This window comes from Streptomyces sp. NPDC088116, assembly GCF_044741745.1.
In the GTDB taxonomy this organism is placed as follows: domain Bacteria; phylum Actinomycetota; class Actinomycetes; order Streptomycetales; family Streptomycetaceae; genus Streptomyces.
On the sequence record NZ_JBIUTF010000010.1, the window covers coordinates 88,986 to 102,041 of the forward strand.

General features: G+C 68.9%; 13 protein-coding genes and 1 tRNA gene. 7 read left to right on the forward strand and 7 right to left on the reverse strand.

Going from position 1 to position 13,056, the window contains the following annotated elements; genetic code table 11:
- Positions 1 to 365: 365 nt before the first annotated feature.
- Positions 366 to 740 (forward strand): hypothetical protein, encoded by a 375-nt coding sequence (locus ACIOJD_RS32535; protein WP_401919851.1) that lies wholly within the window; start codon positions 366 to 368, stop codon positions 738 to 740.
- 321 nt (positions 741 to 1,061) lie between these two features.
- On the opposite strand, the gene ACIOJD_RS32540 is transcribed toward ACIOJD_RS32535, so the two are convergent.
- The 4 genes from ACIOJD_RS32540 to ACIOJD_RS32555 form a co-directional block, all read right to left on the reverse strand.
- Positions 1,062 to 1,367, reverse strand: a complete 306-nt coding sequence (locus tag ACIOJD_RS32540; RefSeq protein ID WP_401919852.1) for a hypothetical protein — start codon at positions 1,365 to 1,367, stop codon at positions 1,062 to 1,064.
- 123 nt (positions 1,368 to 1,490) lie between these two features.
- Positions 1,491 to 2,177 (reverse strand): hypothetical protein, encoded by a 687-nt coding sequence (locus ACIOJD_RS32545; protein WP_401919853.1) that lies wholly within the window; start codon positions 2,175 to 2,177, stop codon positions 1,491 to 1,493.
- A gap of 306 nt (positions 2,178 to 2,483) precedes the next feature.
- Positions 2,484 to 2,557 (reverse strand) — tRNA-Pro (locus ACIOJD_RS32550).
- Positions 2,558 to 2,713: 156 nt separating this feature from the next.
- Complete coding sequence (locus ACIOJD_RS32555) at positions 2,714 to 3,640, reverse strand: metallophosphoesterase (RefSeq protein WP_401919855.1); 927 nt, start codon at positions 3,638 to 3,640, stop codon at positions 2,714 to 2,716.
- A 77-nt stretch (positions 3,641 to 3,717) separates the two neighbouring features.
- On the opposite strand from ACIOJD_RS32555, the gene ACIOJD_RS32560 reads away from it, so the two are divergent.
- Positions 3,718 to 4,191 carry a GatB/YqeY domain-containing protein gene (locus ACIOJD_RS32560; RefSeq protein WP_401919856.1) on the forward strand — a complete coding sequence of 158 codons (474 nt, stop codon included), beginning with the start codon at positions 3,718 to 3,720 and terminating at the stop codon, positions 4,189 to 4,191.
- Between the two features lie 119 nt (positions 4,192 to 4,310).
- On the opposite strand, the gene ACIOJD_RS32565 is transcribed toward ACIOJD_RS32560, so the two are convergent.
- Positions 4,311 to 6,590, reverse strand: a complete 2,280-nt coding sequence (locus ACIOJD_RS32565; RefSeq protein ID WP_401919857.1) for a transglycosylase domain-containing protein — start codon at positions 6,588 to 6,590, stop codon at positions 4,311 to 4,313.
- 427 nt (positions 6,591 to 7,017) lie between these two features.
- On the opposite strand from ACIOJD_RS32565, the gene ACIOJD_RS32570 reads away from it, so the two are divergent.
- The gene (locus ACIOJD_RS32570; protein WP_030353248.1) at positions 7,018 to 7,362 is read left to right on the forward strand and encodes a WhiB family transcriptional regulator; all 345 of its coding nucleotides are present in this window, start codon (positions 7,018 to 7,020) and stop codon (positions 7,360 to 7,362) included.
- A 386-nt stretch (positions 7,363 to 7,748) separates the two neighbouring features.
- Here ACIOJD_RS32570 and ACIOJD_RS32575 read toward each other — a convergent pair whose 3' ends face one another.
- Together ACIOJD_RS32575 and ACIOJD_RS32580 are read right to left on the reverse strand one after the other, a co-directional pair.
- Positions 7,749 to 9,161 carry an ArsA family ATPase gene (locus ACIOJD_RS32575; RefSeq protein ID WP_401919858.1) on the reverse strand — a complete coding sequence of 471 codons (1,413 nt, stop codon included), beginning with the start codon at positions 9,159 to 9,161 and terminating at the stop codon, positions 7,749 to 7,751.
- Positions 9,158 to 10,123: an ArsA family ATPase gene (locus tag ACIOJD_RS32580; RefSeq protein WP_401919860.1), complete on the reverse strand. Its 966-nt coding sequence runs from the start codon at positions 10,121 to 10,123 to the stop codon at positions 9,158 to 9,160. The genes ACIOJD_RS32575 and ACIOJD_RS32580 overlap by 4 nt, the downstream gene beginning before the upstream one ends.
- A 72-nt stretch (positions 10,124 to 10,195) precedes the next feature.
- On the opposite strand from ACIOJD_RS32580, the gene ACIOJD_RS32585 reads away from it, so the two are divergent.
- The 4 genes from ACIOJD_RS32585 (at position 10,196) to ACIOJD_RS32600 (ending at position 13,018) form a co-directional block, all read left to right on the forward strand.
- The gene (locus ACIOJD_RS32585; RefSeq protein ID WP_014178397.1) at positions 10,196 to 10,357 is read left to right on the forward strand and encodes a DUF4177 domain-containing protein; all 162 of its coding nucleotides are present in this window, start codon (positions 10,196 to 10,198) and stop codon (positions 10,355 to 10,357) included.
- Positions 10,354 to 10,824 (forward strand): RidA family protein, encoded by a 471-nt coding sequence (locus ACIOJD_RS32590; RefSeq protein WP_401919861.1) that lies wholly within the window; start codon positions 10,354 to 10,356, stop codon positions 10,822 to 10,824. The genes ACIOJD_RS32585 and ACIOJD_RS32590 overlap by 4 nt, the downstream gene beginning before the upstream one ends.
- Positions 10,825 to 11,114: 290 nt before the next feature.
- Complete coding sequence (locus ACIOJD_RS32595; protein WP_401919862.1) at positions 11,115 to 12,191, forward strand: NUDIX hydrolase; 1,077 nt, start codon at positions 11,115 to 11,117, stop codon at positions 12,189 to 12,191.
- Positions 12,188 to 13,018 (forward strand): MBL fold metallo-hydrolase, encoded by an 831-nt coding sequence (locus tag ACIOJD_RS32600; protein ID WP_401919863.1) that lies wholly within the window; start codon positions 12,188 to 12,190, stop codon positions 13,016 to 13,018. The genes ACIOJD_RS32595 and ACIOJD_RS32600 overlap by 4 nt, the downstream gene beginning before the upstream one ends.
- The last annotated feature ends 38 nt before the right edge of the window (positions 13,019 to 13,056 follow it).

The window sequence follows — 13,056 nt, forward strand, 5'->3', positions numbered from 1 at the left end:
GGCCCTGGCATGTCTGGTTGGATCCACGTGCGATTTCTCGGAGGCGACGACACCGGTCTGCAGGAATGGGTCAGTCCCGGCTCTCTCGTAGCATCGTGGGCGGGCGTCGATACGTTCCGTGCTGATGACGCGGCGGAGTTGGCACTGGTCGAGGCATCCCGCCATGTCCGGGGCAGCACGGAGTTCGAGGCCGCGCGGATGATCCTCGGTTTTGTCCGGCCGAAGAAGAGGCTGCGTCTGCGCCGAACGATGGCCGACGCAGGGGTACTTGAGTTGAGCCACCTCCATGAGACGGCATCGCTTCTCGGTATGGACGCCGCCGAACTCCGCCGCGACACCATGGTGTTCGAGAACCGCTACGCCATGTGCTGGCCGGGGGGCCGGTCACCGAGCGCATCGCCCGCAACGTGGCCGGCCGACTCGCCGACGAGATCCTTCTGGAGGTGGATCGCAAGCAGCAGGGCATCGAGCAGGAGCGTGCCCAGCCCTCTTGGTACCCCTACAGTCGGAGTGACGAGCGCATGTTGGACGCGGAGGCGGCCGTCCTGCGAACCGTCCGGGCGTGGTGTTGCCAGGACAAGGCCGACCGCTACGACGAGTTGGTTGCCCTGCGCGCTGAGGTCATATGGATCGGGCAGCTGGTCGAAAAGGCGGTCAAGGCCCTACGTGACCGCGGTCACGGCGTCATCGCCTCCGCCATTGAGCGCGACTGGCCTCCATATCTCCAGCCTCGACCCTGACGTGCGTCGATGAGACCGCGCCACGGATCTGGCTCCACCTTGGGCGGCGCCGACTGTGGAGCGGGCTTCTTCTCCTTCTCCGGCCGGTGCGGGTGCCAGCCGTCGAGGCACGGCCGCAGCTGATCTTCTGTCGCTTCGCGCGGAAGTTGAGAGAAAGCCAGGCCCTTGCCGCTCAGGGTGGGATCGAGCCGGTCGGCCTCCGTCTTCCCTCAGGTCGACCACTCTCGCAGTCTCTCGGCTTCGAAGGCGTCCTCCGACGTGGCGGCGGCTTCATCCAGAGCGGCACAGATTGCCCGGATCTCCCCTGCGGCCTGCCACTGTTCAAAGGCCGTACCGAAGTGCTCGGCCCGTACCGCGTGAACCGCCTTGATCGAAGCGACGTTGACAGCGGCTTCCCAACTCCCGCCGCTCGCGCTCCTCCTGCTCCGCTTCCAGGCCCCAGCGCTCGGTCTCCTGCCGCTCCCGCTCCTCTCGCAGGCGCTGCTGCTCCGCCTCACGTTTCAGCCGAGCGTGTTCCTGTTCCTCCGCGCGGGCCGTCAACGTCCTGAAGACCGAACCGATCTGATCCTCCAATGGTGTCTTGGCGGTGTCGGGCCATTCCTTCTTCCAACCGTAGCTGTGGCCCAAGTGTTCGCCGACCAGCAGCTCCAGTTCGCCGGACGGCTCGAACTTGTGGGCCGGGGTGACGCGTTGTCAGTCGTACGTACGGCGGCCCGGCTGCTTGGGTACGTACCGGACCTGCTTCTGCCTCTAGCGGAAGCTGATCTCGTACGTCCTGCCGTGGACGGTGAGAAGTGGCCTCGGCTGCTTGCGCTTCTTTGATACCGCGATCTCGCCGTGGCATGTGGGGGCTTGTTCAGCGAGGAGCCGGAGCAGCGCGAGCACCCGGGGAGGTCCTCCTCCGAGATCTCGAAGGCGCTGTGGTCCGGTGACCGCCGCGATCACGTCCTCGACATCGGTGATCATACGGCTGCGCGTCAGCCGGATCCGGTTCCACTCGGTCTCGTCCGCGCCGGTCACCCTGAGCAAGCCGAGGAAGAAAACCCCCTTCGCCCGTCCGCTGTACCTCAGGTGGCACCCCTCGGGAGCGCACTGGCGCGGTGCGTCGAAAGCCCTGCGGTAGTGGGCCCGTTCCTCTTTGCCGGGGTTGGGGATCCGGAGGAACCGCCCAGCTTGCTGGATTTCCGCGATCAAAGCGGCGACGGCTTGCGCCTGCGACGGCTGTGGGGGCTTGGCGGCGCGCTGCGGCGCCGGCTTCGTCGGGGCCGGGGCTGCGGCTTGCTTCTGCGGTGGAGGGGCCGTTGGTGTCCGTTCGCGACCCGTCGACCTCTGCTTGCGCGGAGCCGGCTCCGGCCGGTCCGGATGATGGCCGTGCTCCAGGTAGAAGCGTCCCGCGTCCGTGATCTCCGCCCGCCACTTTCCGCTCAGCTTGGGCATGGTGATCAGCGCCGTTCCTTGAGCGCGCGGGCGGTAAGAGCGAACTCGGGACTGTCCGACGTGACGGGGTTGGTTCCGTCCCCGATACAGGCGAGGAGTGCGAGCTGCCGGTCATTTAACGGAGATCATGGGGGCATGGCGATCGTCGTACCGTCTGTGCTCCCCTCGGCACAAGCCGTGGGATGACCTTTCCGGGCACACGCAGCACAGAGGGCGCTGGAAGGCGGAACGTCAAAACGCGGCCGCACAGCAAATCAGGCCCGGTACTGATCTCTCAGTACCGGGCCTGACCTGGTGTTCCTGCTGTCGGGGTGGCGGGATTTGAACCCACGACCTCTTCGTCCCGAACGAAGCGCGCTGCCAAGCTGCGCTACACCCCGATGTCGCCTCGTGTCCCGGCGACATCGATTACTTTAGCCCACCGCTGGCCGGAGACGAAATCCGGTTTTCAGGTGGTCGCCCGCCGTCACGAGCGCGCCGGAGGCCCAGGCCCGGCCGAGTCCCGGCCTGGGGCGTACCCCCTGTCGTCCGACCTCTCACGCCCGCGCCGTCAAGGTCAGGAGCGTCGCCTCCGGGGGGCAGGCGAAGCGAGCGGGGGTGTAGCGGTTGGCGCCGCAGCCCGCCGAGACATGCATGTACGAGGTGTTCCCGCCGGAGCTGTGTGTGGAGAGGCCCTTGGCGCGGTCCGTGTCCAGGTCGCAGTTGGTGACCAGGGCCCCGTAGAAGGGGATGCAGAGCTGGCCGCCGTGCGTGTGGCCCGCCAGGATCAGGGGGTAGCCGTCGGCCGTGAACGCGTCCAAAGAGCGCAGGTAGGGGGCGTGGACCACGCCGATCGAGAGGTCCGCGTCCGCTTCGGGGCCGCCCGCGACCCGCTCGTACCTGTCCCGCTTGATGTGCGGGTCGTCCACGCCGGTGAAGGCGATCTCATGGCCGTCGATCTTGAGCCGACCGCGGGCGTTGCTGAGGCCCACCCAGCCCGCCGCGTCGAAGGCGTCGCGCATCGGCTCCCAGGGGTTGTGCACCGCGGACACGGCCGGAGCGTTGCCGTTCAGGCCGTGGCGGCCCTGGGCCTTCTCCAGGAGGTAAAGGGCCGGGTTGCGGAGCTTCGGGCCGTAGTAGTCGTTCGAGCCGAAGACATAGACGCCCGGGAACTCCATCAGCGGGCCCAGCGCGTCCAGAACCTCCGGTACGCCTTCCGGATCGGAGAGATTGTCGCCGGTGTTCACGACGAAGTCGGGGCGCAGCCCTGCCAGCGACTGGAGCCAGCGCTGCTTCTTGCGCTGGCCGCTGACCATGTGGATGTCGGAGACCTGGAGGACGCGGAGATCACGCATCCCGCGCGGCAGCACCGGTACCGAGATCCGCCGTAGCCGGAACGAACGGGGTTCGAATCCGACGGCGTAGGCGAGGCCGGCCGCGCCGACTGCCGTGATTCCCAGGGGTACTCCGTAGCGTGCGCGCATGCGCCCATCGTCGCAGACGTCGTACGGGTGGGAAATCCGCGGGCAGGCCCAACGGCGTACCTGCCACACTGGCCCGCATGACCAGCACCAGTCTTAAGTCCAAGCTGAAGGACGACCTCACCGAGGCCATCAGGGCGCGTGACGAGCTGCGCTCCGCGACGCTCCGGCTCACCCTCTCCGCGATCACCAAGGAGGAGGTCTCGGGCACGTCCGCGCGCGAGCTCTCCGACGACGAGGTGCAGAAAGTGATCGCCAAGGAGGCGAAGAAGCGCCGTGAGGCGGCCGAGGCCTTCACCCAGGGTGGCCGTGCCGAGCAGGCCGAGCGGGAGAGGGCGGAGGGCGTGATCCTTGACGCGTACCTGCCGAAGCAGCTGAGCGACGAGGAGCTGGGCTCGATCGTCGCCCAGGCCGTCGAGGAGGCGAAGGCGTCCGGTGCCGAGGGCCAGCGTGCCATGGGCGCCGTGATGAAGATCGTGAACCCGAAGGTCGCCGGCCGCGCCGAGGGCGGCCGGGTCGCAGCCCTCGTGAAGCAGTCGCTCGCCGCCGGCTGAGCCGGCCGCACCGACTTACGGGTTCGGGAACCGCGACACAAGGGCGCCCGGTCGGTGACGCGTCAACGTCACCGACCGGGCGCCCTTTCACGTACGCCTACCCGTGGATGCCTTCGTCCCTACGGGAAGTTCCAGCCGCCGTCCTGTCCGCCGTTCCCGTCCGGCGGGAACTCGATGTCCGGCCACGACGGCTTCTCGTCCCGACCGCCACCGCCACCGCCGTCGTTCGGCTTGCCGTCCTGGCCGCCGTTGCCCTGGCCTCCATTGCCCTGGCCGGGGTTGCCGCCGCCGTTGTCACCGCCGTCGTCCGGCTTCTCCTTGTCCCGGTCCTTCGCCCCGTCCGGGATGTCGACGGTCGTGAAGCCGGGAGCGGGCTTGCCGTCCAGCGCGCCGGACACCGCGTCCTTCCAGATCGGCCCCGGCACCGCACCACCGAACACCAGATCGTGGTAGACGCCGCCGATGGTGATGTCCTGCATCTCCACCTGCTGGGACGGGCTGCCGACCCAGACCGCGCCGGACATGTTCGGGGTGTACCCGACGAACCACGCGTTCTTACGGGCGTCTGTCGTACCCGTCTTGCCCGCGCTGTCCCGGCTCGTGAGTCCGGCCTTCTCGCCCGTACCGGAGTCGACCACGCCCTTCAGCAGGGTGTTGATCGTGTCCGCGGTCTTCTCGGACATCGCCCGGCTGCAGCCCGACTTCGGCACCGTGAGGCTCTTGCCCGCCACCGTCTTGATCGAGGAGATGGCGACCGGCGTGCAGTAGGTGCCCCGGTTCGCGTACGCCGCGTACGCGCTCGCCATCCGCAGCGGCGAGATGCCCTGCGAGCCCAGCGTGAGCGCCGACGGCGACTCGGGGAGCTTCTTGCCGTCGCCCTGGACGACACCCAGCTTGGAGATCGCCTCCGTCACGGGGCAGAGGCCGATCTGCCCGATCATCTGCACGAAGTAGGTGTTGACCGACTTGGCCATCGCCTCCTTCAGCGCGTACGGGCCGACCTCGCTCTCGTTCTCGTTCTCCGCCGTGTCGTTGCCGGTGTTGACCCACGGGCTGCCGCTGCACGTCTGGATCGAGGCCGGGTACGGCATCTGGTAGGGCGCCGGGTACGACTGCGTCGGCGGGACGCCCCGCTCGATGGCCGCCGTAGCCAGGAACGGCTTGAACGTCGAACCGGTCGGGAAGCCGTAGTTCGAACCGCCCATGCCGTGGTCGACCGAGAGGTTGATCTGGGTCTCGTTCTTCCCGAAGCCGTACGGCTTGGACTGCCCCATGCCCAGGATCTTGCCGGTACCGGGCTCGACCAGGGTCACCGCCGTGGCGACCTTGTCGCTCTGGTTGACGTGGCTCTTGATCGACTCCTGGACCGACTCCTGCGCCTTCGGATCCATCGTCGTACGGATCGTCAGACCGCCCTGGTTCCAGACCTTGGCGCGCTCCTCACGGGTCTTGCCGAAGACCTTGTCGGTGAGGAAGGCCTCGCGTACGTAGTCGCAGAAGAAGCCCGCGCCGCTGACGGCGGTGATGCAGCCGTTCTTCGGGCGGCTCACATCGAGCTTGATCTTCGTGGCCTTGGCCCGGTCGGCCTCGGTCTGGGAGATGTCGCGGACATCGGCCATCCGCTGCAGCACGGTGTTGCGCCGCTTGGTGGCCTCCTCCTCGTCGTTGACCGGGTCGTAGCGGCTCGGCGACTGGACGATGCCCGCGAGCATCGCCGCCTCCTCCACCTTCAGCTCCTTGGCCGGCTTGGAGAAGTAGCGCTGGGCCGCCGCCTCGATGCCGTACGCCTGCTGCCCGAAGAAGGTGATGTTCAGGTAGTTCTCGAGGATCTTCTTCTTGCCCAGCTCCTCCTCGACCTGGATCGCGTACTTCAGCTCCTGGATCTTCCGGCCCAGGGTCTGCTGGGTGGCCTGCGCGACCTTGTCCGGGTCGTCGCCGGCCTCCTCGACGAACACGTTCTTCACGTACTGCTGGGTCAGGGTCGAGGCGCCCTGGGAGACGCTGCCCGACTGCGCGTTGCGGTTGACGGCACGCAGCACGCCCTTGAGGTCGATGGCCCCGTGTTCGTAGAAGCGAGAATCCTCGATCGCGACGATCGCCTTCTGCATGTACGGGGAGATGTCCTTGAGCGGTACGACGGTACGGTCACGGGAGTAGACCGTGGCGATGTTTCCGCCCTGGGAGTCCAGGATCGTGGTGCGCTGACTCAGGGGCGGCGTCTTGAGGTTGGCGGGGATTTCGTCGAATCCCTCGACGCTCCCCTTGGCCGCGAGCCCCAGCGCCCCGAAGGCCGGCAGAGCGATTCCCGCCAGCACCGCACCCGCCAGCACACTGACACCGAGGAATTTGGCGGCCTGCTGGGTCCCGGTCAGACCCCCGCCCGAGCGCTTCTTTGGCATGAGGGCAGCCTACGTTCTCATTCGCCGGACACGCGTCAAGGCTCTGGCCTAAGCTGCTCCCAGCTGTCACAGCAGTGCGGTTGTGCATCAAGCTCCCGAAAGCCTCCGACGCGAACTCCGTGCAACTCCGTGCAAGCTCCGTTGAACATGAAGCCCGGGATGCTGATGCCCGAATTCCCCTTGTGTGTCAGCGCATGCCCGTTATCGCTCAACTGAAATAGCCGACTCTGTCGGATTGGTCGGTTATGCCCTTGGGTCACTCCCCTGGGTGATCTGCCGCGTACGCATAGTCCGTTCGGGCCATTCAAGATTGGGCCCGAAGGGGGTGTTGCGCTGTGCCCGCCTTCCGTAACGTCCTCAACTGGCAACGGTGAATATGCCGCTGCCGCCGTGGGGGAGCCTCAATTCGGGAGAGGACGGCGCCAGCATGGGCTGGGTAACCGACTGGAGTGCGCAGGCAGCATGCCGCACTACCGATCCGGACGAACTGTTCGTACAAGGCGCAGCGCAGAACAGGGCCAAGGCGGTGTGCACCGGATGCCCGGTGCGGACCGAGTGCCTGGCCGACGCGCTGGACAACCGCGTCGAATTCGGCGTGTGGGGTGGGATGACCGAGCGGGAGCGCCGCGCGCTGCTGCGCAGGCGCCCGACCGTCACCTCCTGGCGACGGCTGCTCGAGACGGCACGCACGGAGTACGAGCGCAGCGCGGGCCTGCTGCCCGTGGGCTTGGAGGATGACGAGACGTACGAGACGTACGCGGCGGTGGGGTAGCCCTGGAGCGGCCGGTCGGTCCTGGTGGGGCGGCGGCGCTTCGGGGCACACCGAAGCGGCTCCCGCCCCGGCCGGGGCGCCGGTCGCCGCCCTGCGTCCACTACGGCGTCGTACGGCCAGTTCGTCATGTTCGTCATGGTCCAGTGCCGTACGGCTCCTGGTACGAACCATTGGCCCTTTGGGCCCACGGCGATCCCGCTGCCGGCGGCGGGTTTCGGTCCGTTGCGCCTGGATCCCCAAGGCGCGACGGGCCTGTGCCGTCGTGGCGGCGGGGCTGATGTCGTCACATCGATGCCCTCACTTCGGCGTCGGTGTGCCCGGTCCTCAGGTCCCCACGCCGGTTGTCGCGGCTTGATCAGCCGCGTCCGCCATCGCGTCCCCGCAGGTCAGGTCGTAGCCCGACCGGCCGCGAGACGCCGGCCGATGGCCCTCAGCCCGGCGAGGTCATGAACGTCGCCGGGCAGGGCGGCCACCTCGGCCACCGCCACCTCGGGGTGCAGCGCCGTGAAGCGATCGCGGGTGCGCTTTTCGCGCGCCAGCACCTGCATCCGCTCGGCGTGGAGACGCAGCAGACCCGCCGTCAGCTGTTCCACAGTTGTGACAGAAGGGGCCGTGGAAACGGACTCGGAAGCGGGCTCCGACACGGGTGCGGCCGCTTCTGACGGTGCGGGCGTCATGGATGTCGCAGACGCCGCGGACGGTGCGGACGTCGTGGATGTGGGCGGGTCGGACGGGTCGGAGAGAGGTGAGGATTCGGCGGCTCGGGGGGCCTCATGCGTCTCGGAGGCTTCGGGAGAAGAGCCTTCCGGGGCAGCAGTGCCACGCCCATCAGCCTTCCCGGCCTCCTGATCCACAATGCCGATCTCTTCAAGATTTTCTGCCGCGGCCCGCGCCCGCTCGGCCGAGAGCCGGGCGGCGCCACTGCCATGGACACGGTTGAGGACCAGACCCGCCAACGGCATCTCCTCGGCCGCCAGCCGCTCCACGAAGTACGCCGCCTCCCGCAGCGCGTCCCGCTCCGGCGCCGCGACCACCAGAAAGGCCGTGCCCGGCGCCTGAAGCAGCCGGTACGTCGCGTCCGCGCGCGTACGGAACCCGCCGAACATCGTGTCCATCGCGGCCACGAACGTCTGCACATCACGCAGGAGTTGACCGCCCAGCAGCTTTCCGAGCGTGCCCGTCATCATCGACATGCCGACATTCAGGAACTTCATCCCCGCCCGGCCGCCCATCTTCGCCGGGGCCATCAGCAGCTTGATGAACTTCCCGTCGAGGAAGGAACCGAGCCTCTTCGGCGCGTCCAGGAAGTCCAGCGCGGACCGCGAGGGCGGGGTGTCCACGATGATCAGATCCCAGTCGTCGCGGGCCCGCAGCTGCCCCAGCTTCTCCATCGCCATGTACTCCTGCGTGCCGGCGAAGCCGGCCGACAGGGACTGGTAGAAGGGGTTCTCCAGGATCGCGCGGGCCCGGTCGGCGTCCGCGTGGGCCTCGACGATCTCGTCGAAGGTCCGCTTCATGTCGAGCATCATGGCGTGCAGTTCGCCGGGGCCCTCGACGCCCTTCACCCGGCGCGGGGTGTTGTCGAGCGAGTCGATGCCCATGGACTGGGCCAGCCGCCGGGCCGGGTCGATGGTGAGGACGACGGCCTTCCGGCCGCGCTCCGCCGCCCGTACGCCGAGAGCCGCCGCGGTGGTCGTCTTGCCGACACCGCCCGAGCCGCAGCACACGATGATGCGGGTGCCCGGATCATCGAGCAGCGGGTCGACTTCGAGCGGGGCAGCCGCCGGGTCCAGGGTCACGAGAAGACCTTCCCAAGTTGCCGTAGCTCCCCCGCCAGCCGGTAGAGACCCGCGAGGTCCATCCCCTCGCCGATCAGGGGGAGTTCGTACGTGGGCAGTCCCAGCTTGCTCAGGACGGCCCGCTGCTCGCGCTCCAGCTCCACACGCTGGGCATGCTCCGCGGCCTGGTCGAGGAGCGGGCCGACGAGCTTCGTCGGCGCGGCCACCCCGGCCGTCGCGAGCGCCTTTGCGACCTCCTTGCGGCGGTCCCCGGACGCCGCGCGGACGGCGGCCTCGTCAAGGAGATGCGGGCGCACCATGTTCACGATGACCTTGCCGACCCGCAGTTCCGCGGCCTTCAGTTCGGTGATGCCGTCGGCGGTCTCCTGGACCGGCATCTCCTCCAGCAGCGTCACCAGATGCACGGCGGTCTCGCGGGACTTCAGGACGCGCATCACGGCCTGTGCCTGATTGTGTATGGGCCCGATCTTCGCCAGCCCCGCGACCTCGTCGTTCACATTGAGGAAGCGGGTGATGCGGCCGGTGGGCGGGGCGTCCATCACCACGTAGTCGTACGCGAAACGTCCCTGCTTGTCCCGCCTGCGTACGGCCTCGCACGCCTTGCCGGTCAGCAGTACGTCCCTGACCCCGGGGGCGATCGTGGTGGCGAAGTCGATCGCGCCTATTTTCTTGAGCGCCCGGCCCGCGCCGCCGAGTTTGTAGAACATCTGGAGGTAGTCGAGGAGCGCCCGCTCGGCGTCGATGGCCAGCGCGTACACCTCCCCGCCGCCCGAGGCGACGGCGATCTTCCGTTCCTCGTAAGGAAGGGCCTCCGTCTCAAAAAGCTGTGCGATTCCTTGTCTTCCCTCGACCTCCACGAGAAGAGTGCGCTTGCCCTCGGTCGCGAGGGCGAGCGCGAGAGCGGCGGCGACCGTCGTCTTACCGGTACCGCCCTTGCCGCTGACGACCTGGAGCCTGCTCACGTATTCGAGCCTAACCAGTACGGCCACGGGCTACGCACGAGGCTGCCGGGAGCTACGACTACAGTCGGGCACATGACCAAGTGGGAATACGCGACCGTGCCCCTTCTCGTGCACGCGACCAAGCAGATTCTGGACACCTGGGGCGAGGACGGCTGGGAGCTCGTCCAGGTCGTCCCCGGGCCGAACAACCCGGAGCAGCTGGTGGCCTACCTGAAGCGGGAGAAAGCCGCATGAGCGGAGCCGTGGAGGCCACCCTCGCCGAGCTGGGGCTGACGTTGCCCGAGGTCGTACCGCCGCTGGCCGCCTATCAGCCCGCCGTGCGCAGCGGGGTGTACGTCTACACGTCGGGCCAGCTCCCGATGGTGGAGGGCAAGCTTCCGGTCACCGGCAAGGTCGGGGCCGAGGTCACCGCGGAAGAGGCCAAGGAACTGGCCCGTACCTGCGCGCTGAACGCTCTGGCGGCGGTGAAATCGGTCACCGGCGACCTGGACCGCATCGCGCGCGTGGTCAAGGTCACCGGCTTCGTCGCCTCGGCCTCGGACTTCACCGGTCAGCCGGGCGTCATCAACGGCGCCAGCGAGCTGCTGGGCGAGGTCCTCGGTGACAAGGGAGTGCACGCGCGCAGCGCCGTGGGCGTGGCGGTGCTGCCGCTGGACGCACCGGTCGAGGTGGAGATCCAGATCGAGCTGACCGCGGCGTAGGGCCGGCCCGGGAAGCCCTGGAGAGTCCTGAGAAGCCCTGGGGAGTCCTGAGGCCGCGCTCGTTCGCCCCTGACCACCGACGGAGTGACGCGGGGACACCGAGATCCCGCCCGGTGCGTGTACGGATGCGCACCGGGCGGGATCTTTATCTGTTCGCGGAGGTTCTGTTCGCGGAGGTTCTGTTCGTGGCGGTGAGCGCGTGCACGGTGGTGGTGAGGGTGTGCACCGCGTTCAGATCCTCGCGCCACATGCCTCTCGAACATCCTCGCGTCAGCGCATAGCATCCGGCCATGCCCAATGGTCAGTGGTACCCGCCCGAATGGCCTGAGCGGATCCGTGCCCTCGCCGCCGGTGAGATCACCGCGGCGACGCCCCGGCGGGCCGCGACGGTGATGCTCCTGCGCGACGGCGCGGGCGGCTCCGGTGGCGCTGCCCCGCGCCCCGGTGGTCCTGCTCCCGTTCCGTACTCCGGCGACGGGCTCGCCGTCCACATGCTGCGGCGCCGGGCCTCGATGGCCTTCGCGGCCGGTGCGTACGCGTATCCCGGCGGGGGAGTCGATCCGAGGGACGACGACCGGCTCGTCGGCTGGGCGGGACCCGGCCGCGAGGTGTGGGCGCGACGGCTCGGAGTGGACGCCGCGTCCGCCCAGGCCATCGTCTGCGCGGCGGTCCGGGAGACGTACGAGGAGGCCGGCGTCCTGCTCGCGGGGGAGAGTGCCGGGACGGTCGTGGACGACACCACGGGCGACGGCTGGGAGGCCGACCGCGCGGCCCTGGTCGACCGCGAACTGTCCTTCGCGGACTTCCTGGACAGGCGCGGGCTGGTGTTGCGCAGCGATCTGCTCGGCGCGTGGGCCCGCTGGATCACTCCGGAGTTCGAGCCGCGCCGCTACGACACCTGGTTCTTCGTGGCCGCGCTGCCGGCGGGCCAGCGGACGAGGAACGCCTCGACGGAGGCCGACCGTACGGTGTGGATCAGACCGGCCGAGGCGACGGAGGCGTACGACAGGGGCGAGCTGCTGATGATGCCGCCGACCGTCTCGACGCTGCGCGAACTCCAGTCGTACGGTACGGCCGCCGAGGCGCTCGCCGGTGCCGACGGACGCGATCTGACGCCTGTGCTGGCCACGGCCAGGCTGGAGGGCGGGGAGCTGGTGCTGAGTTGGCCGGGGCACGACGAGTTCACCAAGCGGCTGGATCCCACGGGGTTCGATGGCCCGGTCGGTCCCGACGGTCGCACTGATTCGGCCAACCTTGTCGGTTCTGCCGGTTCTGCCGGGCCCGCTGTTCCTGCCGGTCCTGCCGGTCCCGTGGAGTCCGAGCGCTCCTCTGATCCGGCGGGCCGGGCCGAGAGGAGTCCGCGATGACCGACGCCGCCGCTCTTCCCGGCCGGCCGCGCGGCGGGGTGCTGTCCGGCCCCGCCACCGCCCGCGCCATCAACGTGCTCGCCCCGAACCCCTCCGCGATGACCCTCGACGGCACCAATACGTGGATCGTCTCCGAGCCGGACTCGGAACTGGCGGTCGTCATCGACCCGGGCCCGCTGGACGACACACATCTCAAGGCGGTCATCGCCACCGCCGAGAAGGCGGGGAAGAGGATCGCGCTGACCCTTCTCACCCATGGCCACCCGGACCACGCGGCCGGCGCGGCGCGCTTCGCCGCCCTGACCCGTACGTCCGTCCGAGCCCTGGACCCGGCGCTGCGCCTCGGTGACGAGGGGCTGGCGGCCGGGGACGTCATCACCACCGGCGGCCTCGACCTGCGGGTCGTGCCCACCCCGGGCCACACCGCCGACTCGCTCTGCTTCCACCTGCCCGCCGATCGTGCGGTACTGACCGGCGACACCGTCCTCGGCCGTGGCACCACGGTCGTGGCACATCCCGACGGCCGGCTCGGCGACTATCTCGACTCGCTCCGCCGGCTGCGCTCGCTCACGGTCGACGACGGTGTCCACACGATCCTGCCGGGCCACGGCGCCGTACTGGACGACGCCCAGGGCGCGGTGGAGTTCTACCTCGCCCATCGCGCGCACCGCCTCGCCCAGGTGGAGACGGCCGTCGAGAACGGCCACCGGGCGCCCTCCGAAGTGGTGGCACAGGTCTACGCGGCCGTGGACAGATCCCTGTGGCCGGCGGCCGAGCTGTCGGTACGTGCCCAGCTCGAATACCTGAGGGAACACGGCCTCATCTAGGGGCCTGTCCGGAGCCCCGTCACGGCACTTCCGCTGTC

What these genes read in the sequence shown, in the direction of transcription:
- ACIOJD_RS32545 (WP_401919853.1), bottom strand. Translation starts at nt 2,177, where the DNA reads ATGCCCAAGCTGAGCGGAAAGTGGCGGGCGGAGATCACGGACGCGGGA.
- ACIOJD_RS32555 (WP_401919855.1), bottom strand. Translation starts at nt 3,640, where the DNA reads ATGCGCGCACGCTACGGAGTACCCCTGGGAATCACGGCAGTCGGCGCG.
- ACIOJD_RS32560 (WP_401919856.1), top strand. Translation starts at nt 3,718, where the DNA reads ATGACCAGCACCAGTCTTAAGTCCAAGCTGAAGGACGACCTCACCGAG.
- ACIOJD_RS32565 (WP_401919857.1), bottom strand. Translation starts at nt 6,590, where the DNA reads ATGCCAAAGAAGCGCTCGGGCGGGGGTCTGACCGGGACCCAGCAGGCC.
- ACIOJD_RS32570 (WP_030353248.1), top strand. Translation starts at nt 7,018, where the DNA reads ATGGGCTGGGTAACCGACTGGAGTGCGCAGGCAGCATGCCGCACTACC.
- ACIOJD_RS32585 (WP_014178397.1), top strand. Translation starts at nt 10,196, where the DNA reads ATGACCAAGTGGGAATACGCGACCGTGCCCCTTCTCGTGCACGCGACC.
- ACIOJD_RS32590 (WP_401919861.1), top strand. Translation starts at nt 10,354, where the DNA reads ATGAGCGGAGCCGTGGAGGCCACCCTCGCCGAGCTGGGGCTGACGTTG.
- ACIOJD_RS32595 (WP_401919862.1), top strand. Translation starts at nt 11,115, where the DNA reads ATGCCCAATGGTCAGTGGTACCCGCCCGAATGGCCTGAGCGGATCCGT.
- ACIOJD_RS32600 (WP_401919863.1), top strand. Translation starts at nt 12,188, where the DNA reads ATGACCGACGCCGCCGCTCTTCCCGGCCGGCCGCGCGGCGGGGTGCTG.